Below are 21,093 nucleotides of genomic sequence, written 5' to 3' on the forward strand. Positions count from 1 at the left end.
ATGAGCGACTGGATCGAAATCGGCCGAATCGAGGACATTCCCCGCCAAGGCGCTCGCGTCGTCGCCACGCCGGCCGGCAATGTCGCCATCTTCCGCACCCTGAACGACGAAATTTTCGCGGTTCGCGACCTCTGTCCGCACAAAGGTGGGCCGCTCTCCCAAGGCATCGTATGCGGAAAGCGGGTGGCCTGTCCGTTGCACAACTGGGTGATCGACCTGGCGTCCGGCGATGCCGCTCCGCCGGACGAGGGCCGAACGGCATGCTTTCCGGTAAGGCTGGAAAACGAAAGGTTGTGGTTGCAGCTCGACAGGCCGGAATAGCCGGAATTCCGTGAACGTTTGCCCTTATCCCAGCCACACTTCGTTATTAAGAGGAAGAGAAACGTGAGTTCTGCACCGCTCTCAGATCCGTCCTTAACAGCGGACGATGCGCCCATCGCCACCACCTGTCCCTACTGTGGCGTCGGCTGCGGCGTGCTGGCCAAGCCGCGCGGTCCCGAGTCGGCGGACATCAAGGGCGATCCGGAACATCCGTCCAATTTCGGGCGGCTTTGCTCCAAGGGCTCGTCGCTCGGAGAAACCCTGTCGCTGGAAACTCGGCTGCTTTATCCCGAGATCAGGGGCCGGCGGGTGAGTTGGGACGAAGCGCTAGGCACCGTCGCCGACACGTTTCGACGGATCATCGATATCCACGGTCCCGACTCGGTGGCGTTCTACGTCTCCGGTCAGCTCTTGACCGAGGACTATTACGTCGCGAACAAGCTGATGAAGGGTTTCATCGGCTCTGGAAATATCGATACCAATTCCCGCCTCTGCATGTCGTCCACGGTCGCGGCCCAGAAACGGGCCTTCGGCGAGGATGTCGTGCCCGGCTGTTACGAGGACCTGGAACTGGCCGATCTCGTCGTGCTGGTCGGTTCCAACGCGGCCTGGTGCCATCCGGTGCTGTTTCAGCGTCTGGTTGCGGCCAAACGGGAAAATCCCCGCCTGAAGATCGTCAACATCGATCCGCGCCGCACGGCGACGAGTCAGTCCGCCGATCTATATCTCCCGATACGGCCGGGTACCGACGTGGTTCTGTTCAACGGACTCCTGAATTATCTGCGCCAGGATGACAGGATCGATTTCGCCTTCCTGGAAAATCATCTCGGTCGCTATGCCGAAGCGTTCGAGAACGCGCGCAAAACGGCTCCTTCCTTGCCTGCTGTTGCCAGGATCTGCGGTATTCCCGAAGAGGACCTCGCGAGCTTTTACCAATGGTTCGCCCGCACCGAAAAAGTCGTCACCGCCTGGTCGCAGGGCGTCAACCAGTCGTCCAGCGGCACCGACAAGGTCAACAGCATCATCAACGTTCATCTTGCCACCGGGCGGATCGGCAAGCCGGGCATGGGCCCCTTCTCCCTGACCGGCCAGCCCAACGCCATGGGCGGGCGGGAGGTCGGCGGACTCGCCAATCAGCTCGCGGCGCATCTCGACATCGAGAATCCCGAACACCGGGCTCTCGTGCAGGAGTACTGGAATGCGCCGCGCATGCTGGATAAGTCCGGACTCAAGGCCGTGGAGCTGTTTCAGGCGATCGCCGAGGGACGCATCAAGGCAGTCTGGATCATGGCCACCAATCCGGCCGTTAGCCTGCCGGACGCGAACGCGGTGCGGAACGCGCTCCGCCGCTGCGAATTCGTGGTGGTTTCCGAATGCGAGTCGGGCACCGACTTGGGCGCCTACGCACATGTGAACCTGCCCGCGCTGGCCTGGGGTGAGAAGGACGGCACCGTCACCAACTCGGAGCGTCGCATTTCCCGGCAGCGGGCATTTCTGACAGCGCCGGGCGAAGCCAAGCCGGATTGGTGGATCGTCAGCCGGGTTGCCCAGCGGATGGGATACGAGGAAGGTTTTCGCTACGGGTCAGCTTGGGAAATTTTCCTGGAGCACGCCCATTTGTCCGGCCTTCGGAATGACGGCAAACGGGTGTTCGACATTTCCGGTCTCGCGGAACTCGATCGCGCCGGCTATGAAGCCTTGAAGCCGATCCAGTGGCCGGTAAATGGGCATCATCCGAACGGCGCGTCTCGCCTGTTCGACGCAGGCGGGTTTTCAAACTTCGGCCGCCGCGCCGGAATGGTGCCGGTGGTCCCCAAAGCGCCGGCCAACCCGCCCGACGCGGCCTATCCGCTCGTGCTCAACACCGGGCGCGTCCGCGATCAATGGCACACCATGACCCGCACCGGCAAAACCGCCCGCTTGACCAACCATGTTCCCGAGCCTTACGCCGAGCTGAACCCCCGCGATGCGGCCCGATTCGCCATTCAGGACGGAACCCTGGTTCGCCTCGAGAGCCGGTTCGGCCAAGCCTTGGTCCGCGCCCGCGTCAGTAAAGATCAGCAGCCAGGATCGGTGTTCGTGCCCATGCACTGGAGCGGACCTTATGCCAGCAAAGGCTTGATCAATGCCTTGGTCAACCCGGCAACCGATCCGATGTCCGGCGAACCCGAATCCAAGCACACACCGCTCCGGATCGCGCCCTATCCGCCGGCGTGGCACGGCTTCTTGCTGTCGCGCGAACCGCTGGGCGCTATCGAGGTCGAGTACCGCGTCACGATACGGGGAGACGGCCATTGGCTTTACGAGCTGGCACATTCCGAGTCACCTTCGGACTGGCCTGTCTGGATGCGCGGCTTGTTCGCCCATCCCTCGGGTTCGCGCGAATCCGCGTCCGCCGAGCCGGTGCCCGGCAGGGAAGAATGGCTGGAGTTCGCTGACATCCACTCGGGCCGGTACCGCTGCGCACGCCTCCTCGGCGGACGTTTGCAGTTTTGCGCCTTCATAGACCGGAGCTTCGAGCTGCCGCCGCGCAGTTGGCTAGCCGGTCTATTCGCACTGGATGAAGTGCCCGATCGGGCACGCATGAGCCTTTTGGCCGGAAAACCGGCTTCGGCCGAGGATGATCAGGGGCGTATCGTCTGCTCCTGTTTCGGGGTCGGCATCAATACCTTGAAACGCGCCATTCAGAAGCAAAATCTGTCGACAACGGAACAAATTGGTGCAGCACTCAAAGCGGGAACCAATTGCGGTTCCTGTATTCCCGAGCTCAAGTCCTTATTGCAGGGGTAAAAACACCAGCGCCGCTGCGGCGGCACAAGGCGTCTAGCATTGCCTCGTATTTGTGCACTTCAACGGCCTATGTTCCTATTTAAGGCATCGCTTATCTCGGCCTAATTCAAAATCGCTTTTAATAAAGAATTCATGTTTGTAGGGTGGGTTAGGCCGGAGGCCGTAACCCACCGAGCGACCTCGAATCGGTGGGTTACGCGGAGCCTGTCGAAGGGCCTGTCCCGAGCGGAGACTAGGGGCTAACCCACCATCGATGGGTTTCGCTTCGCTCTACCCATCCTACGATGAATGTTCACTCGAATGCCGAACGGAATGACGTAGGTCGGCAATCCCTTGCCGACTGTCTGGGCTACGGCCAAGCACTGGACCGTATGGCACGATCATTGCTGAAACCATAACGTCGTGGCAGGCTACTCGCGTCGTAACTGCTATCGGAGCCGATACGCTCTTGACGCTTCACAATCCAATCCATCCTGGAGAATTTTGGACAAGGAGACCCTTAACTCATGACCTCGGTTCCCCAATGGCTGCGCCCTGGCGTTCATGCGGCAGGCGGCGAAGGACTCGAGAAAACCCAGATCGACTTGGGTTTCATCCCGCTGACGGACTGCGCACCGCTCGTCATCGCCTACGAAAAAGGTTTTTTCCGGAAACACGGGCTGGAAGCGAGACTTTCCCGAGAGGTGTCCTGGGCCAATATCCGCGACAAGGTATTCGCCGGCTTGCTGGACGGCGGTCATATGCTGGCACCCATGCCCATCGCCACGACGCTCGGTCTCGGGGAACTGAAAAAACCGACCATCGCCGCTCTGTCCCTGGATCTCAACGGCAACGCCATTACCGTTTCCCTGGACTTGTACCGGCGCATGGCCGAACTCGATCCGGCGGCGGCAGCCGAGCGGTCCATGAGCGTCCGTGCACTGAAGAAAGTCATCGATACCGGCAAACACGCGGGGCGCGAGCCCTTGTGCTTCGCAACGGTATTTCCGTTCTCCCCCCATAACTACATGCTGCGCTACTGGCTGGCCGCCGGCGGCATCGATCCGGACCGCGACGTGCGCCTGGTCGTGATCCCGCCGCCGCACATGGTGAAGTACCTGAGCAGCGGAGAAATAGACGGTTACTGCGTCGGAGAACCGTGGAACGCGCAGGCCGTGGCCACCGGCGTCGGACGCACGCTGATCACCGATTATGAAATCTGGAACAACAAGCCGGAAAAAGTGCTGGGCGTGAACCGGGAGTGGGCCGAACAACATCCCAACACTCACCGCGCCATGCTGATGGCGCTGCTGGAGGCGGCGCAATGGATCGATCAACCGGAAAACCGTATCGAAGTGGCCGATATTCTGGCTCGGGAGGAATACGTCAACGCACCGGCTGACGTGGTGAAAATGTCCATGGTCGGCTCGTTTCGCTACCAGGTCGACGCCGCGCCCGCGCCGCTTCCCGACTTCAACGTGTTCTTCCGTTATGCCGCGACGTTTCCCTGGCGCTCCCATGCCGTCTGGTTCATCACTCAGATGTACCGTTGGGGACAACTCCGCGATCCCGTAGACATGCGAAAGCTTGCCGAAGAGGTCTATCGGCCCGATCTTTACCGCGAAGCCGCCCAGGCTCTGGGCCTGCCCTTCCCCACCGCGGACTACAAGACCGAGGGGCAGCACGGCGAACCGTGGACGCTTCGGGAAGCCACCGAGCCGATGATCCTGGGTACGGACCGGTTCCTGGACGGCGGCACCTTCGATGCGCTCCGTCCGGTGGATTATCTGGAGCGCTTCGAACTGCACAATCGGCAGGTTTCACTGGACGAACTGGCCAAGGTCAATCCATGAGCCTCAGAATCATGCTGGTCGATCAGGATTCGGCGCGCAGCGCCATATTGGAGCAAGCGCTGCACGATGCCGGCCATCAGGTCGTCGCCCGGATCAAGCACGGCCACAACCTGCTTCGGGAACTCAAGGAATGTCAGCCGGACATGGTGATCATGGATCTGGAGGCGCCGGGCCGCGACACCTTGGAGCAAATGCGGGAGATCAGCCGCGACCAGCCGAGACCGATCATCCTTTTCTCGAACAAGCGCGACGGCGATTACATCCGCCAGGCCGTGCAGGCCGGGGTAAGCGCCTATGTGGTGGACGGCCTCAGCCAGGAACGCATCATGCCCATCGTCGAGGTGGCCATGGCCCGTTTTCGCGAATTCGAGGCGCTCAAGCGCGAACTGCACGAAACCAAAACCCAGCTAGCCGACCGGAAAGTGGTGGACAAGGCCAAGGGCATTTTGATGCAGCGGAAGGGAATGAGCGAGGACGAAGCGTATCAGTTGCTGCGCAAAACGGCCATGAGCCGCAACATGCGCATCGCGGACGTCGCCAGGACCCTGCTTACCCTGGAAGGGCTGACGGACTGACTTCGGGGCGAATTCCGCCCGCCTTTCGCGCATCGCGCACTCTTTTGTCGCACCCGATGCACCAGCCCACCCGCCCGGCGCCTCCGCACTGCGCCGCCAGCTGCTGTTTCAGAGCTGTTTAGCGCGTTAAACGAGCTTGGCACGCTTCCTGTTAGTCCTATGAAAGCTAGAGTCGCGCGCTGACGGCGGCGCTCGACTTCCGGACAAAGGCGTCCTCCCGCAGCTCTTCAACTGCGGGCGACGCCTTTTTTATTGCTTATCGGATCACAACAGAATGGGGGTACAGTCATGGGGATTATCAGGCAGCCGCTGAGTGGCGGCAGCTTAGCGCGGCTTCTGATGCTGGGGCTCGGCACGGCCAGCCCGGTTTTTGCGGAGGGTATTAACGAGAGTATCGAAAAGGCGTTGAACGTCGGCGGCGGCAAGATCAACATCGATATCCGGTATCGGTTCGAATACGTGGATCAGGCCAATCTGCCCGAAATCGCCAAGGCCGATATGATCCGGGCGCGCATCGGCTATTTGACTCCGGAATTTCACGGGCTCAAGGCCTTCGCCGAATACGAAGGCAACCAGGATATCTTCAGCAACGAGTACAACAGTACCTGGAACAACAAGACTCGACATCCCGTCATCGCCGATCCCCAGAAGAACGAGGTCAACCAGTTATGGCTGAATTACAGCGGTTTACCTCAGACCAACCTAAAAGTCGGCCGTCAACGCATCATCTTCGACAACCATCGTTTCATCGGCAACGTCATCTGGCGGCAGCTGGAACAGACTTATGACGCCGTGGCCATCACCAACGCCAGCCTGCCCGACACCACGATCACCGCCGGTTATATTTGGAAAGTGCAGGACGTCACCTCCCGCACCATCGGCATGAATTCGCCGATCTTCAACATTGCCTACACCGGTCTCCCTTGGGGCAAACTCATCGTCCACGGTGAATGGCTGGATTACGACAATCAAAACGAAAGCTTTCCGACGCGAACCTTCAATACCCTCACCAATTCCACCCAGACGGTAGGCGTTCGCTTTGACGGCGCGACGCCCATCACCGACAAAATCAAGGCCCTCTACACGGCCGAATACGCCTGGCAGGAGGACTATGCGGAAAACCCGAAGGACTTCAAGGTCGATTATTGGCTGGCGGAAGGCGGGGTCGATCTGTGGGGCTTCGTCTTTAAAGGGTCCTTCGAGGAACTGGGCTCGGACAACGGCCAGGGCTTCCGTACGCCGCTCGCGACGCTGCACGCCTTTCAGGGCTGGGCGGACAAATTCCTGGTGACGCCGCCCGACGGCATCCGGGACGTGTACGGCACGTTCAAGACCAGCCTGTACGGCGTGGATTTATGGTTCGTCTACCACGATTTCCGGGACGATACCGGCAGCATCCGCTATGGCGAGGAGTTCGACGTCCAGGTGGAAAAGAAATTCGGCAAGCATTATTCCCTGCTCTTCAAGTTCGCCGACTACAACTCGTCCAACCCGAGAGCGTTTGCCGGCAACGTCGACACTCAAAAATGGTGGCTGCAGGCGGGGATCAGTTTCTAAAAGAAAGCTGGGAATTTAAGGCCGTAGGATGCGGTGAGTATTCGAACCGCATCGATCGCGACAGATGCGGCTCCTACGTCGCCACATCCTACGGTCATTTACGTTTATCCTTGCAAGTGCTTGAGCTTGCGTAGGGCGCATTAGCTTTAGCGTAATGCGCCGCATGGGAAATCCATTCTACGCAAACCGGTATTTCTACCCCTGCAAGTGCTTCAGCACCTCGTCCAGCATCTTCTTGGCGTCGCCGAACAGCATCCGATTGTTCTCCTTGTAGAACAGCGGATTGTCGACGCCGGCATAGCCGGACGCCATCGAGCGCTTCATGACGATCGAGGTTTTCGCCTTCCAGACCTCCAGAACCGGCATGCCGGCGATGGGGCTGTTGGGGTCTTCCTGCGCCGCCGGGTTCACGATGTCGTTGGCACCGATGACCATGGCGACGTCGGTCTCCGGGAAGTCCTCGTTGATTTCGTCCATTTCCAGCACGATGTCGTAAGGAACCTTAGCCTCGGCCAAAAGCACGTTCATATGGCCCGGCATGCGGCCCGCCACCGGGTGGATGGCGAAACGCACGTCGACGCCTTTTTCACGCAGCAGCCTGGTGATCTCGTACACCGTATGCTGGGCCTGAGCCACCGCCATGCCGTAGCCCGGCACCAGAATGGCGCGGCTGGCGTTGCGCAGGAGTTCGGCCGTTTCTTCCGGTGTGATCGGCTGCACCTCGCCTTGTGGCCCCGCCCCAGCCGCCGGCGCTACGCCGGTACCGGTACCGAACCCGCCGGCGATGACCGAGAGGAAATGGCGGTTCATGGCACGGCACATGATGTAGGACAGGATCGCACCGGAAGAACCCACCAGAGCGCCGGTCACGATCAGCAGATCGTTGGACAGCATGAAGCCGGTGGCCGAAGCCGCCCATCCCGAGTAGCTGTTGAGCATGGACACCACCACCGGCATATCGGCGCCGCCGATCGCCATGACCATGTGCACGCCGAAAGCTAGCGCAACGGCCGTCATCAGCAGCAACGGAACGAACCCGCCCGCAGTGGACTGCGCGTTGACGAAGCCGGCCCCCAAGATGATGGCTAGAATCAAAAGGCCCAGATTGAGCCAGTGCCGGGCCGGAAGCAGCATGGGTTTGCCGTCGATCTTGCCCGACAGCTTACCGAATGCGATGACCGAACCGGAAAAGGTCACGGCGCCGATCAGAACGCCGAGATAGATTTCCACCTCATGAATGGTTCTCTCCACCCCGGTAAAGGCAGCGGTCGGATCGATGAAGTTCGCATAACCCACCAGCACCGCAGCCAACCCCACCAGGCTGTGCATCAGCGCGACGAGTTCCGGCATTTCGGTCATCTTGACCTTGATCGCGGCGTAGACCCCGACGCTGCCGCCGATAGCCATGGCGACGATGATCGGAACATAGCTGGTCACCTTCGGCCCGAACACGGTTGCGAGGATGGCGATGGCCATGCCGAGGATGCCGTAGAAATTGCCGCGCCGCGCGGATTCAGGATGGGAAAGCCCCCCGAGGCTCAAGATAAACAGTATCGTCGAGCCGATATAGGAAACGGTAACTAATCCTTCTGACATTGTTATTCTCTCCGCTTATCTTCTGAACATGCGCAGCATGCGCTGGGTGACCCAGAAACCGCCGGCCATGTTGACCGAGGTCAGAACGATGGCGAGCCCCGCCAAGATGGTGATCAACACACCGGGCGAGGAAATCTGGATCAAGGCGCCGATGGCGATGATGCTCGAAATGGCGTTGGTGACGCTCATGAGCGGAGTGTGCAGAGCCGGGGTGACGTTCCAGATCACCATGTAGCCCACGAAACAGGCCAGCACGAAAACGGTGAAGTGGGACATGAACGCCGCCGGAGCCACAGAACCGAGGCCGTAGAACAGGAGACCCGCCACGCCCAGCGTGATGCCGGTTTGCGCCCAGGCGGGCAGCAGCGGCTTCTTTTCCGCCTTCTTGATTTCGACCGGCGGTGCCGGGGTGGCGCCTACCGGGGCTGCGGTGATTTTCGGCGGTGGCGGCGGCCAGGTGATTTCCCCCTCCTTGATCACCGTGGTTCCGCGTATGACCTCGTCCTCCATGTTGACGTCGATCGTGCCGTCCTTGTTCGGGCACAGCTCTTCCATCAGTCTCAGAAGGTTGGTGGCGTACAGCGTGCTGGACTGACGGGCAAGCCGGCTCGGCAGATCGGCATAGCCGATGATGGTGACGCCGTGTCGGACGACGACTTCGCCCGGGACCGTCAGCTCGCAGTTGCCGCCCTGCTCGGCCGCCAGGTCCACGATGACGCTGCCGGGTTTCATGGATTCCACCATTCCCGCGGTGATCAGTGTGGGCGCGGGCTTGCCCGGAATCAGCGCGGTCGTGATAACGATGTCCACGTCCATGCACTGGCGGGCGATCATTTCCTTTTGGGCCTTTTGGTAGCCCTCGCTCATCACTTTGGCATAGCCGCCGACGCCGGTGCCCTCCTCCTGATAGTTGACTTCCACGAACTCTGCGCCCATCGATTTGACTTGGTCTTTGACTTCCGGGCGGGTATCCGTTGCCCGGACGATGGCGCCGAGACCGTTCGCCGCGCCGAGGGCGGCCAACCCGGCGACGCCGCAGCCGATGACGAATACTTTCGCCGGCGGCACTTTGCCGGCGGCGGTCACCTGTCCCGTGAAGAACCGCCCGAAATGCTGGGCCGCCTCGATCACTGCGCGGTAGCCGGCGATATTCGCCATGGAACTCAAGGCGTCCAGCTTCTGCGCGCGGGAAATGCGGGGCACGCTGTCCATCGCCAGCACAGTGGCTTTCTTGGCCGCGAGCCGTTCCATGAGATCGGGGTTCTGGGCCGGCCAGATAAAGCTGATGAGATTGCCGCCCTCGCGCAAATAGTCGACTTCATCCACGGCCAGTTCGGGATGGACTTGAGGACCACGCACCTTGAGCACGATGTCCGAGCCGGCCCATAAGGATTTAGCATCATCGGCGATGTCGCAGCCGACTTCGCGGTAGGCATCGTCGGAAAAGTTGGCGCTGTCGCCGGCCCCGGTTTCCACGGTCACCGAGAAACCGAGTTTCATGAGTTTTTCGGCCACCTCCGGCACGGTTGCAACACGCTTCTCTCCGGCGTGTATTTCTTTGGGAACCCCAATTCGCATAAAACGTACTCCTCCTAGCGCTATCGAGCGCAACAATTACGAACGTTGTTTTTGTTCAAGAGGGCGAAAACAGGGCGCCAGAAGTCCCGTTCCTGGTGGGACGGAAATAGCTAACTTGCGTGCGACAATGAGAAATTCACAATCTATGTCTCGATAATTGACAAAATTTTCTGGCCCGGCGTAACGACCCCCGCACCTTCTTAAAGTAATTGCCGGGAGAGGTCAACTTATTTTGCCTCTGGCAACCCATCCGGATTGGGCTGCGGAACTCTTTGCAACGCCGCCGATCAGCCGGATTTTTCGGCGACCAGCATGTAGTTGACGCTCATTCCGGGACTTAGCCTGAATTTCCGAGTAAAGGGATCGATCTTGACGCCGGTGCGATCGAAAACACGCATGCCGCTTTCGAGAAGCATGCCTTCCAATTCGTCCGGTTTCGGAAACTTCCGCCAATGATGGGTTCCCTTGGGGAGCCAGCGCAGCACGTATTCGGCGCCGACGATCGCGGTAAGAAAGGATGCGGCCGTCCGGTTGAGCGTGCCGATGACCATCAGCCCTCCGGGCCGGACCAATCGGCCGCAGGCGCTCATGAAGAGCGGCAAATCGGCCACGTGCTCGACGACTTCGAGATTCAAGACGGCATCGTACGATTCGCCCTGTTCGGCCAAACCTTCCGCGGTGCCGCAGGTGTACCGGATCGCCAGACCGCTCGCTTCTGCATGCTGCTGCGCGATGCGGATATTCTTTTCCACCATGTCGACGCCGTGCACCTCCGCGCCGAGCCGCGCCATCGCTTCGCTCAGCAACCCTCCGCCGCAGCCGATGTCCAAGAGACGAATCCCCTGAAGCGGCACAGCTCGATTCGCGCTGCGACCGAAGCGTGCGCTCAAACGCTCGGAGATGTAACCGGCTCGAAGCCGATTGAGGCGATGCAAGGGCCAGAATGGGCCGTCGGGGTCCCACCAGGCATGGGCCAGCCGGTCGAAATGCGCCGCCTCGGCGGGATCGATTGTGGTTTTTGTGCTCAAGGTTTATTTTTCCAGAGGAAGGAAGCCCGATATGCGTGCCTTCGTCTTAGCGCGTGGCGAGGAATCGGGATAAAATCGCTTTTTTGATTGGAAAGACCGGATATTCAATGGTTCACGTCGGCATCATCATGGGCAGCAATAGCGACTGGGAGATCATGCAGCATGCCGCCCGTCAGTTGAAAGATTTCAATGTCCCGTTCGAAACGAAGGTGGTTTCCGCTCACCGGACGCCGGATTTGTTGTTTCAATACGCCGAAACGGCGGCCGATCGCGGACTCAAATGCATCATCGCCGGGGCTGGAGGCGCGGCGCATCTGCCCGGCATGATGGCGGCGAAAACCCACCTGCCCGTGCTGGGCGTTCCGGTGCCGACGACATACATGAAAGGCAAGGACTCCCTGTACTCCATCGTCCAGATGCCCAAGGGCATACCGGTCGCGACCTTCGCCATCGGCGAACCGGGCGCGGTGAATGCCGGTCTGTTCGCGGTGGCGCTGCTAGCCGTTCACGATTCGGACTTGGCCGCCAAACTCAAGGCTTATCGCCTTCGGCAAACGGAAGCCGTGCTGGGGCTGACGCTGCCGGAAATCGAATGATGCCGAAAGCAGGCCGCTGATTTTCCGAAACAGGACGTCCTGAAGCTAACTAGAATAAGAACGGCTGTCGTCTATCGACCCGTTCCCGTAGTTCCACATTAACCCTATCGACGATGAAACACATTCTACCGAATGCCATGCTCGGCATCCTGGGCGGTGGTCAATTGGGCCGCATGTTCACCATGGCGGCGCGGGCCATGGGCTATCGCGTCACCGTACTGGATCCCGACGGCGACAGTCCGGCCGGCGGATTGGCCGATGTGCACATCCGCGCTGCCTACGATGACCGGGCGGCTCTCGACAGACTCGCCGAAACCTGCGCCGCGGTCACCACGGAATTCGAGAATGTCCCGGCCGAAAGCCTCAGCTACCTGGCACAGCGCGTACGGGTAAGCCCTTCGGCGGAATGCGTTTCGATCGCTCAGGACCGTATCGCGGAAAAGCGATACATTTCCGGGGCAGGGCTCGGAGTCGCTCCGTTTCTCGCGATCGAGACCGCCACCGACCTGGATCGGAATCTGGCGGACCACTTGCCCGGCATTCTGAAGCTGGCGCGGCTCGGCTACGACGGCAAGGGCCAAATCCGGGTGAAAACCGTCGAGGAAGCGAAAGCCGCATTCGCCGAACTGGGCGGAAAGTCTTGCGTACTGGAGCGGCAACTGAATCTAAAAACCGAGATTTCGGTCATCATCGCCCGTTCTTCGCCGACCGAAGTAGTCTGCTTCCCCGTGGCGGAAAACCAGCACGAATCGGGAATTCTCGACGTCAGCATCGTGCCGGCCAGGGTTGCGCCGGCCGTCGCGACACACGCGCAAGACATGGCGCTTAAGCTCGCTCAAGCCATGGACTATATCGGCGTCCTGGCGGTGGAATTCTTCGTGCTGGACAACGACGACCTGGTCATCAATGAAATCGCCCCGCGCCCCCACAACAGCGGCCACTATACGCTGGATGCCTGCGCCGCCAGCCAGTTCGAACAACAAGTCCGCACCTTGTGCGGATTGCCGCCCGCGGATACCCGCTTGCTGAGTCCGGTGGTGATGGTCAATCTTCTGGGCGATATCTGGCGGGACGACGAGCCGGCCTGGGACAAGCTCTTGAGCCAGCCCAACGTCAAACTCCATCTTTATGGCAAGAAGACTGCCCGCATTGGCCGCAAAATGGGACATTTCAACGTGCTGGCCGAAGACGTGGAAGCCGCTTTGTCGCAGGCACTGGAACTGAAACAGATGCTCCAGGCTTAGCCGGAAAAGCGGCGCTTCCGGCAAGCTGGCGGATCATGCCGAAAGACCCCCTTCAGGTCCTGCGCAGCGTCTTTGGCTACGAACGGTTTCGCGGCCAGCAGCGCGCCGTCATCGATCATCTGACGGCAGGGGGCGATGCGCTGGTGCTGATGCCCACCGGCGGCGGCAAGTCGCTCTGCTACCAGATTCCCGCGCTAATCCGCCCCGGTACGGGCGTCGTGGTCTCGCCCCTGATCGCCCTGATGCAGGATCAGGTCGAAACCCTGCTCCAACTCGGCGTTCGAGCCGCCTTTCTGAATTCCACCCTGGCTTACGACACACAGCGCCAGGTCGAGCGGAACTTTCTGGACGGCCAACTGGACCTCCTCTACGTCGCGCCCGAACGTCTCTTGACCGAGCGCGTGCAGGCGCTCATCGGGCGGGCCGAAGTCAGCCTTTTCGCCATCGACGAAGCGCACTGCGTGTCCCAGTGGGGCCACGACTTCCGCGCCGATTACTGGCAGCTCTCCTTGCTGCACGAACGTTTTCCCGGCATTCCCAGAATCGGCTTGACCGCCACCGCCGACGAGCGGACCCGGCAGGAGATCGTCGAGCGCCTCGGACTGCAGGAGGCCAGGGTCTTTTGCAGCGGTTTCGACCGGCCCAACATACGCTACCGGATATCGCCCAAGCAGGACGCGCGCCGGCAGCTGGTTCAGTTTCTCCGAAACGAACATCCGGGAGATGCCGGCATCGTTTACTGCCTGTCGCGAAAAAAGGTGGAATCGACCGCGGAATGGCTCCGCGCTCAAGGATTCTCCGCCCTGCCCTACCATGCCGGCCTTTCTGCCGAGGAACGCCAGAAAAACCAGCGGCGATTTCTGATGGAGGAAGGCGTCATCGTCGTGGCGACGATCGCCTTCGGCATGGGCATAGATAAACCCAATGTCCGTTTCGTCGCGCACCTCGACCTGCCCAAGAGCCTCGAGGCTTATTATCAGGAGACCGGACGCGCGGGACGCGACGGCTTGCCGGCCAATGCCTGGATGATTTACGGCTTGCAGGATGTGATCACCTTGCGGCAAATGGTGGAGGCCTCCCAAGCGGATGAACTGCATAAACGGGTCGAGCGCCACAAACTCGATTCGATGCTCGGCTTCTGCGAGCTGACCGGTTGCCGTCGGCAAGCGTTGCTCCGCTACTTCGGCGAAATCTCCGACAAACCCTGCGGCAATTGCGACAACTGCCTCAACCCGCCGGACACCTGGGACGGCACCGACGCCGCCCGCAAGGCATTGTCCTGCGTCTACCGCACCGGCCAGCGCTTCGGCGTTCACCACATCATCGACGTACTGCGCGGCAAGTCCAACGAGAGAATACAGCGGCTGGGTCACGACAGGCTCAGCACCTTCGGCATCGGTCACGCCATGGACGAGAAACAGTGGCTCTCGGTATTCCGTCAGATCATCGCCCAAGGCTATTTGACGGTGGACTGGGAGGCTCACGGCGCACTCCGTCTGACCGAGGAATGCCGCCCGGTACTGCGCAGCGAAGTCGACCTTCGGCTAAGGCGGGACAGTTACAAGGAGGCCTCGAGCGGCCGACGCCAGGCCGTCGAGCGCTTTTCCAACCCGGAAGACGAGCGTCTCTGGCAAGCCTTGCGCGCCTTGCGGCGCACGCTGGCCGAGGAGCAGGACGTGCCTGCTTACGTGATTTTTCAGGACGCCGTTCTGATGGAAATGGTCCAGTCGAGACCGACCAGCCGCACCGAAATGAGCCGCCTGGCGGGCATCGGCGAACGCAAGCTGGAGCTCTACGGCGACGAGTTTCTGTCGGTCATCCTGGAGCACGGAAGCGGCGACGGTTCGGCCTCGACCGCCAGCACGACGGCAGACGAAAGCCTGGCGCTATTCCGGCTCGGCATGAACGCCGAACAGATCGCTTATCAGCGCGGATTGACGATTTCGACCGTCTACGGCCATCTGGCCAGGGCCATCGAAACCGGGGCCGTGGAACTCGGCGAGGTGGTGGGTTTGAGCGATTCGGAAATCGGAGAAATAGAAGCAGCGTGGCAGAGCCTGCCGGAAGACCAACGGCGCGCCCTCAAGCCGCTATACCAGGCGCTGAACGGCAAATACAGCTATGAAGTGCTTCGTTGCGTGCGGGCCTATTACGACAGGCTGCGTAACTCGCCTGACTCCGAGGCATAGAGTGAACGCCCCCTCGGTGGGTTACGGTGCGCGTCTAAACCTGCCGGCGCAAATCCGGTCTTTCAAGGCGCACCTAACCACCCTTCCATGGCCCTTTTCAATCGCAAACGGGCCGCGACAGGAGCCACCCAACTGACGTAGATACCGTCTTAGAAATCACGATGCAAGCCCATGATTGGGATCGAACGGTCGGCCGGACTTAAGGACGCCGTAGGCCAGGACGAGGAGCTTGCGCATGGCGGCGCCGACGATGAGTTTGCCGTTCTTGCCTTGGGCTTTAAGGCGCTCGCAGAAGGCCCGGATCAGTGGGTTATGGCGCCGGGCGACGATGGCCGGCATGTAAAGGGCCTTGCGGAGCAAGGCATCGCCGGTCTTGGACAGGCGGGTGTGGCCTTTCCACTTCCCGGACTGGTGCTCTTTGGGCGAGAGGCCCGCAAAGGCGGCGACGCTGCGCGCGTTTTCGAAGCGGTGAACGTCGCCCAGGGCGGCCAGCAGCACCGGGATGGTGGCGTCGCCCAAACCGGGGATGGTGTCGAGCAGGTCACGCCGTTGCCGGAGGTCCGGATCGTGGTCGATGTGCTCGCGGATGCGTTGTTGGGTAGCGGCGATCTCGGCGTCGAGGGTGGCGAGCACGGCTTCGATGGAGGGGCGTACGGTGGGGTCGGCCCCGTCCAGGCGGTTGCGTTCCATCTGCCGCATCTCGAGGAGGCTCTCGAGCCGACGCACTAAGGCTTGTAATGGGCGCACGGCCGGCGGAGGCGGCTGCCAGAGCAGCGGCCGTTGGCTGAGACAGAAGCGGGCGATGCGCTTGGCATCGCTTTTATCGGTCTTGGTGCGGCTCAGTTCGGCTTGGCCGAAGGCGTGGATTTGGGCGGGGTTGACCCGCTGACGGCGAGGCCGTGGTCGACCAGGAACAGGGCCAAGCCCTCACCATAGCGGCCGGTGGCCTCCAGGCACACGTGGGGCGTCGGGAAGGCTTGCAGCCAGGCCAGGAACGCCTTAAACCCTTCGGGCGTGTTCTGGAAGACCTTGGTTTTGTACTTGCCGTTGCGGAGCGCGGCGGCGTCGAACTTGGCTTTGGCGATGTCGATCCCGATGGGGCTGAACGTCATAGGGTCTCCTTGGTCTGCGTTGACGATGGGGCAAAGTGCTGACCGATCGAAACCGCTCCTGCCGGGTTCAGCCTTATCCATCCAGGGTGTTGCCCAAGGCAGCCCTACGATACCGTTCGAACTCTATGGCGAGGAAGGGACGCTGGGGGACGATCTACGGCGCGGGCTTCAGGCCCAAGGTCGGCAACGTCTTGCCCAGCGTCTGGGTCCGATGATCAGTCGGAGATTCTGCCTCTTGTGGAATGCAGAATCGAGATATAAGGTCGGGAATCCTTTCCCGACGTAACAGGTCGGCAAGCGGGTACGTCGGCAAAGGATTGCCGACTTACTTCGCTGGGGAAATTCCGAAAAAGCCCTCCTCGGATCAGACGGCGTGCATGCTGTATCCGGCCCGAAGATCAAAAACTGGGCAGCGCTCCGCTTATTCCGCGTACCTCTCGTACAACCGCATCAGCATGGCGAGCTCTCCTTCCTGCGGCACGCACCAGCCGTCGAACTGGATGTCCTTTAGGATGCTCTTACCCTGCTCGTCGTCGCCCATGCCGGTAAAGACTTTCGCGACGGATTCCCCGAGGTCGGCGATTTGCGGGCTCGCGCAAAGAAGATGGAAGGCAAACTGGGTGTCGCTTTCGTCCACGACACGGGTATTGTTTCGAGTGAGATTGGACAGGCCGTAATAGGTTTTCTTCAGCATGAACAAGACATCCGACTGTTCCTTGAGAAGCAATTGCAGCGCTTTGATTTCGTTGCCCGCGAAGTGATGCTGGAACTTGGACGAGTCCAGCCCGTTCTCGTCGCAAAGGAAACGACCCAGCAGGTAGACGAAACTGCCCTGCGAAGCCGTGACTGCGCGGACGTCTCCCATGTCGGCGAGTGACCGCTCGTCGTTGGCGCGCATGACGATCACTACTTCGTCGGCCTCCCCCAAGGGCCGCAGCAATGGCACGAACTGCTGCCGCCGAATCATGGCACAGGCTTCGAAGGGCTTGGCGAAGAAGATGTCCACCGTTTCGTGGCCGATCTCATGTCCCGCCGGCAACTGCTCGAAATGGATCGCACGCTGCAAGTGCCGTTGCAAATAGGTATTGAGCAGGTACCAGCCGCTCAATTGAGCACCGACCTGTAGACTGGCCACGAAATTCAGTTTGCCCCGGGGATGCAGCGAACCCGATTCGACGGGACGCTCGGGAGCGGCTCGTACGGCGCTGACCACGGACGGCTGGGCCCGCTCCGACGGCAGGCTGACATCGGTGGTGAGGAAACGGCCTAGCCCCGTAATCTTGAACAGCATCGCCACCATGCGATTGGGGTTATTGACTTCGATCTTGATGCCCTGCTTTTCCCAGTGTTCGAACAGCTTGAGGAGCAGAGACAGGCCCATTGAATTGACCCGCTCGACCTGTTTGAAATCCAAACTGACGCGGGCGTTGGCCGGAATGCCGTTCAACTGACCGAGGGTCTGCGCGGAATGGGCGTCTACCGAACCGGCAAAGGCGTAGCATAGCACGCCTTCCTCGCCGGACGGCAGGCTGTTAATGAAAAGTGAATCTGCCAGAGTCATGGCTTACAACCTCATCGTGCTCGCTGTGGTAGAGGAACTGGAATCCGGTTTTCAAGCCGACCTGCAAGGGCCGGCTCAGATCCCACAGAGTGGTGATCTGGGTACGGCGATGCGGTGTGACGCGCACCTGCAAGTAATCCGACATACGCCACATCAGATATAACCCGGCTCCACCGATACCGGCTTCGACGCCTTTCGCAAGCGTGTGAGTCAGATGGTCCAGGAAGATTGCCGGGGTCAAGGTGCCCCAGTTATCGGTAACCGACAAACCGATGGTGTCGGAACCTACCGCCAGGTGGATGCGCACGTGTTCGTTCTCGGACAGATTCCGCGTCGTTCCCTTCAGATAAAACGGGCGGCTTTGGCCGTCACGGGGCGCGCCGTACAACGAGTTCTCCACCATTTCGTCGAGGACCAACAGGATAGACTCGAGTTGGTCCGGCGCCATGACGCCCAGTTCCTCCAGCCAGGCGCGACCTTCCTCCATGAAGAACAGTTTGTCGTCGCTGTGGGTGAGCTGGAATTGCCGCTCTGCGACGCGCCCCGGGACGAGACAGTAAATATCATCATCCGGCGATGCTTGATGCTGACTGAGCAAATGTTCCCAACCGAGCCGATGGTAAAAGGCATCGTCGCGGGGCAATACCCGGCGGATACCGTCCACGCTGAGGCGCGGCAAGAGGTCGTGAAACTCGCCTTCGGACAGGAAAACCACCAGCTGGCGCGAGGTCGGCGAGGTAAAGTGATCGCTTTGGCCTCGGTAAAATCCCTCGGTGATGCGGATGAGCTGAGCCGAGCCCTCGTCGCGCGCGGCCTGGACCTCCACGCGATCGGTATGCTCCAGCACGGCCACGGTTACATCGTCGTCGAAATGGTCGCGTCCGCCGTAAGCCTTGAGTGCAGCGAGAATTTTTTCTTCCAGCACGCGCGGCTCGGCCTCGGCGTTTTCGTTCAGAATGGCTTCTAGCCGCTCGTAGCCGAAGGGTTCGCCGCGCGCCGATTCCTGTTCCACCACGCCATCGGTGTAGAGGAATATCCGGTCGCCGATATCGAGTTGCAGATCCAGTTCTACCGAGAGGTAATCGGAATCGCGGCTCTTTCCCAAGGGCAAGCCGCCCCCCTCGATCATGGTCCAGTGCTTATCCCCGCGCCGCTTGAGGTAAGGCAGCACGTGTCCGGCGTTGGCGAAGCGCAAGTGACCGGTGCGGCTGTCCAGACTCAGACAGCCCATGGTCATCAGCAACGACTGGTGCGCCGTTGCCAACATGGTTTCGTTGAGGGAACGAAGGATCTCCGCGGGGCGGGTCACCCCTTCATTCGCCAGCGGATAGAGACCTGCCTTGGCGGCGCTCACCATGGTGCCCGCCGCCACGCCGTGCCCGCTCACGTCGCCGATCACCATAACGGCGTAATAGCCGCCGACCTTGTAATAGTCGTAGTAGTCGCCGCCCACCTCGCTGGAAGTAGTCAAGGAGGCGACGCCGTGTACGCCCGGCAGAACGATGTCGGGGCTCGGCAGAATGGAATGCTGCAAGGCGGCGGCGAGGTTGATTTCTTCCTGCAGTCGGCTGCTCAGCTTTTCCAGTTCCACCAGGGTGGCTTGCAGACGATCTTCCGCCCGCTTGCGCTCGGTAATGTCGTCGCCGGTGATGAGGAACAGGACCGGCTGCTTGCTGTCCTGATCGCGGACCACCGTGGCATGCCAGATGATGTCCACCAGTTCCTCGCTACGGATTCGCATGGGAACTTCCGTCCCGGTCTCGCCGGACAGACCGCCCTGCACGACATCGTCGAACAAAACCCGCATTTGGCCCTGCTGTTCGGGCGTAAAGAGCATGGCAAAGAACTCGCTACCGCGCACCTCGTCCTCGGTCCAGCCGGAGATTTCCTGGGCATAGCGGTTGAACAAGATGATCTTGCCTCGGGTGTCCAAACCGATGATCAGCGCTTGAGCCGTATTGATGATGTTTTCGTTGAAGTCCCTCTGGGCCTGTAGGTTCGCCATGCTGTCCTTGAGGCGCTTGACCAGAGGATTCAAGAGGCCCATGCCGCCGAAAGCCAAGGCAAACAGGAACAGCGCCAGCATCACGCCTTGCAGGTCTTGGGTATTTTGCAGGCGGAAGTCGGCATTTTGCTGGTAATACGCCACCACCTTGTCGAGGCCGGAGAGGATCTTTTCGGGGGCGTCGGAAGTGAGATACTGAAAATACGGATCGTCCGAATTGACGGCATCCACCGGCCGCGACAATAGCTTACGTATCGCCTCGATGTAAGCATTGATCTGTTGATCGAGTTTGATCGGATCTTCGAAGTAGATGAGGCGCAGTTCCGGAGCCAGTTCGCCCGGCTCGGCCAGTAGACGCGGCCCCTGGCGCACCAGGCGATCGCCGTTCCTGAGATAACCGTGCATGTTCTCGAACAGGCTGATGGTATCCACCATCTGCTGTCGGATGGCCTGGCGCTCGACATGGCTTTCGGTGGCTGTCATTTTCATCGCCAGAACCACGCCGCGCTCCACCAACATGCGCTCGTGGCCGGCCAGGTTCAAGGCAGCGGCGCTGCCCTCCTGACTGCGAAGGTCGGCGATCAGAACGGCGTAGCTCACGACGGCCGTCATCGCCAGAAGGCCCAGCACGGTGCCGTACTGGTCCAATGCCCAGCCGAGAGACTCTCGAAAAAAACCTTGCATTTTCGAGGGTGTTTGCTGGGACAAGGGAAACTTTCCGGGCTCCATAAGTTCTCCTTCCTCTTTCCGTTCTATTAATGAATGCCCCCTTGTAGGGCATTCATTAATAGTAGATGGATTTGTAAACTTCGCCCGAAATGTTGATCTAGATCAGTAACTGATGCTCACAGCTCCAATATATTTGAGAATTTTTGCGTCAGAATGGCGCCTCATGGGACCACGGCGCCGGTGTCGAGGAGCGTAGCGGAAGCACAGCGCGGTGAACGGGAATATCGGGACGTTGCAGGATCTTATTGCTAGTCTTCGGTCTTAGTATGGATAACCCTCACCTCTTAAAAAGGCCGGAATGATCCGACATCGAAAGCCAATCACGGAACCCTGGCCCGAATAGTCGATTGGGCATCGGCCGACGGTCACTCGGCGGGAAA

The 21,093-nt window shown here is 60.4% G+C and carries 13 protein-coding genes and 1 pseudogene; 8 read left to right on the top strand and 6 right to left on the bottom strand.

Features of this window, described 5'->3' with window-relative positions; translation table 11 throughout:
• From nirD to ACWJJK_RS11925, 5 genes are all read left to right on the top strand, one after another.
• Positions 1 to 321 carry a nitrite reductase small subunit NirD gene (gene nirD / locus ACWJJK_RS11905; RefSeq protein ID WP_442777779.1) on the top strand — a complete coding sequence of 107 codons (321 nt, stop codon included), beginning with the start codon at positions 1 to 3 and terminating at the stop codon, positions 319 to 321.
• A 63-nt stretch (positions 322 to 384) separates the two neighbouring features.
• On the top strand, positions 385 to 3,111 hold the full coding sequence (locus ACWJJK_RS11910; protein ID WP_454128105.1) for a molybdopterin-dependent oxidoreductase: 2,727 nt from the start codon (positions 385 to 387) through the stop codon (positions 3,109 to 3,111).
• 506 nt (positions 3,112 to 3,617) lie between these two features.
• A complete protein-coding gene (locus tag ACWJJK_RS11915) occupies positions 3,618 to 4,943 on the top strand; it encodes a CmpA/NrtA family ABC transporter substrate-binding protein (protein WP_077729547.1) in 1,326 nt (441 codons plus the stop codon).
• The gene (locus ACWJJK_RS11920; RefSeq protein ID WP_077729548.1) at positions 4,940 to 5,518 is read left to right on the top strand and encodes an ANTAR domain-containing response regulator; all 579 of its coding nucleotides are present in this window, start codon (positions 4,940 to 4,942) and stop codon (positions 5,516 to 5,518) included. Before ACWJJK_RS11915 ends, ACWJJK_RS11920 begins: the two co-directional genes overlap by 4 nt.
• Before the next feature lie 288 nt (positions 5,519 to 5,806).
• Positions 5,807 to 7,075 carry an alginate export family protein gene (locus ACWJJK_RS11925; RefSeq protein ID WP_454128106.1) on the top strand — a complete coding sequence of 423 codons (1,269 nt, stop codon included), beginning with the start codon at positions 5,807 to 5,809 and terminating at the stop codon, positions 7,073 to 7,075.
• A gap of 195 nt (positions 7,076 to 7,270) precedes the next feature.
• On the opposite strand, the gene pntB is transcribed toward ACWJJK_RS11925, so the two are convergent.
• The 3 genes from pntB to ubiG all read right to left on the bottom strand — a co-directional run bounded on the left by pntB (position 7,271) and on the right by ubiG (position 11,277).
• Positions 7,271 to 8,671, bottom strand: coding sequence for a Re/Si-specific NAD(P)(+) transhydrogenase subunit beta (gene pntB, locus ACWJJK_RS11930; RefSeq protein WP_077729550.1), 1,401 nt, complete (start codon positions 8,669 to 8,671; stop codon positions 7,271 to 7,273).
• A 15-nt stretch (positions 8,672 to 8,686) separates the two neighbouring features.
• Complete coding sequence (locus ACWJJK_RS11935; RefSeq protein ID WP_077729551.1) at positions 8,687 to 10,249, bottom strand: Re/Si-specific NAD(P)(+) transhydrogenase subunit alpha; 1,563 nt, start codon at positions 10,247 to 10,249, stop codon at positions 8,687 to 8,689.
• Between the two features lie 287 nt (positions 10,250 to 10,536).
• On the bottom strand, positions 10,537 to 11,277 hold the full coding sequence (gene ubiG, locus ACWJJK_RS11940; RefSeq protein WP_156881211.1) for a bifunctional 2-polyprenyl-6-hydroxyphenol methylase/3-demethylubiquinol 3-O-methyltransferase UbiG: 741 nt from the start codon (positions 11,275 to 11,277) through the stop codon (positions 10,537 to 10,539).
• A 107-nt stretch (positions 11,278 to 11,384) separates the two neighbouring features.
• Here ubiG and purE point away from each other — a divergent pair, with 107 nt between their 5' ends.
• The 3 genes from purE (at position 11,385) to recQ (ending at position 15,306) form a co-directional block, all read left to right on the top strand.
• Positions 11,385 to 11,873, top strand: a complete 489-nt coding sequence (gene purE, locus ACWJJK_RS11945) for a 5-(carboxyamino)imidazole ribonucleotide mutase (protein ID WP_077729553.1) — start codon at positions 11,385 to 11,387, stop codon at positions 11,871 to 11,873.
• 113 nt (positions 11,874 to 11,986) lie between these two features.
• On the top strand, positions 11,987 to 13,117 hold the full coding sequence (locus ACWJJK_RS11950; RefSeq protein WP_156881212.1) for a 5-(carboxyamino)imidazole ribonucleotide synthase: 1,131 nt from the start codon (positions 11,987 to 11,989) through the stop codon (positions 13,115 to 13,117).
• A gap of 35 nt (positions 13,118 to 13,152) precedes the next feature.
• Positions 13,153 to 15,306 (top strand): DNA helicase RecQ, encoded by a 2,154-nt coding sequence (recQ, locus tag ACWJJK_RS11955; RefSeq protein WP_077729555.1) that lies wholly within the window; start codon positions 13,153 to 13,155, stop codon positions 15,304 to 15,306.
• Positions 15,307 to 15,462: 156 nt separating this feature from the next.
• Here recQ and ACWJJK_RS11960 read toward each other — a convergent pair.
• From ACWJJK_RS11960 to ACWJJK_RS11970, 3 genes and pseudogenes are all read right to left on the bottom strand, one after another.
• Positions 15,463 to 16,418, bottom strand: a pseudogene (locus tag ACWJJK_RS11960) (IS110 family transposase).
• A gap of 421 nt (positions 16,419 to 16,839) precedes the next feature.
• On the bottom strand, positions 16,840 to 17,979 hold the full coding sequence (locus ACWJJK_RS11965; protein ID WP_156881839.1) for a PhnD/SsuA/transferrin family substrate-binding protein: 1,140 nt from the start codon (positions 17,977 to 17,979) through the stop codon (positions 16,840 to 16,842).
• Positions 17,951 to 20,713, bottom strand: a complete 2,763-nt coding sequence (locus ACWJJK_RS11970) for a SpoIIE family protein phosphatase (RefSeq protein WP_454128107.1) — start codon at positions 20,711 to 20,713, stop codon at positions 17,951 to 17,953. The genes ACWJJK_RS11965 and ACWJJK_RS11970 overlap by 29 nt, the downstream gene beginning before the upstream one ends.
• Positions 20,714 to 21,093: the final 380 nt, after the last annotated feature.

The sequence above is a fragment of the Methylocaldum gracile genome, assembly GCF_053646815.1.

Bases quoted from the DNA above. Each gene is read 5' to 3' on its own strand.
- nirD (WP_442777779.1), top strand. From the start codon at position 1: ATGAGCGACTGGATCGAAATCGGCCGAATCGAGGACATTCCCCGCCAA.
- ACWJJK_RS11950 (WP_156881212.1), top strand. From the start codon at position 11,987: ATGAAACACATTCTACCGAATGCCATGCTCGGCATCCTGGGCGGTGGT.
- ACWJJK_RS11970 (WP_454128107.1), bottom strand. From the start codon at position 20,713: ATGGAGCCCGGAAAGTTTCCCTTGTCCCAGCAAACACCCTCGAAAATG.
- recQ (WP_077729555.1), top strand. From the start codon at position 13,153: ATGCCGAAAGACCCCCTTCAGGTCCTGCGCAGCGTCTTTGGCTACGAA.
- ACWJJK_RS11915 (WP_077729547.1), top strand. From the start codon at position 3,618: ATGACCTCGGTTCCCCAATGGCTGCGCCCTGGCGTTCATGCGGCAGGC.
- ACWJJK_RS11965 (WP_156881839.1), bottom strand. From the start codon at position 17,979: ATGACTCTGGCAGATTCACTTTTCATTAACAGCCTGCCGTCCGGCGAG.
- pntB (WP_077729550.1), bottom strand. From the start codon at position 8,671: ATGTCAGAAGGATTAGTTACCGTTTCCTATATCGGCTCGACGATACTG.
- ACWJJK_RS11920 (WP_077729548.1), top strand. From the start codon at position 4,940: ATGAGCCTCAGAATCATGCTGGTCGATCAGGATTCGGCGCGCAGCGCC.
- purE (WP_077729553.1), top strand. From the start codon at position 11,385: ATGGTTCACGTCGGCATCATCATGGGCAGCAATAGCGACTGGGAGATC.
- ACWJJK_RS11935 (WP_077729551.1), bottom strand. From the start codon at position 10,249: ATGCGAATTGGGGTTCCCAAAGAAATACACGCCGGAGAGAAGCGTGTT.
- ACWJJK_RS11925 (WP_454128106.1), top strand. From the start codon at position 5,807: ATGGGGATTATCAGGCAGCCGCTGAGTGGCGGCAGCTTAGCGCGGCTT.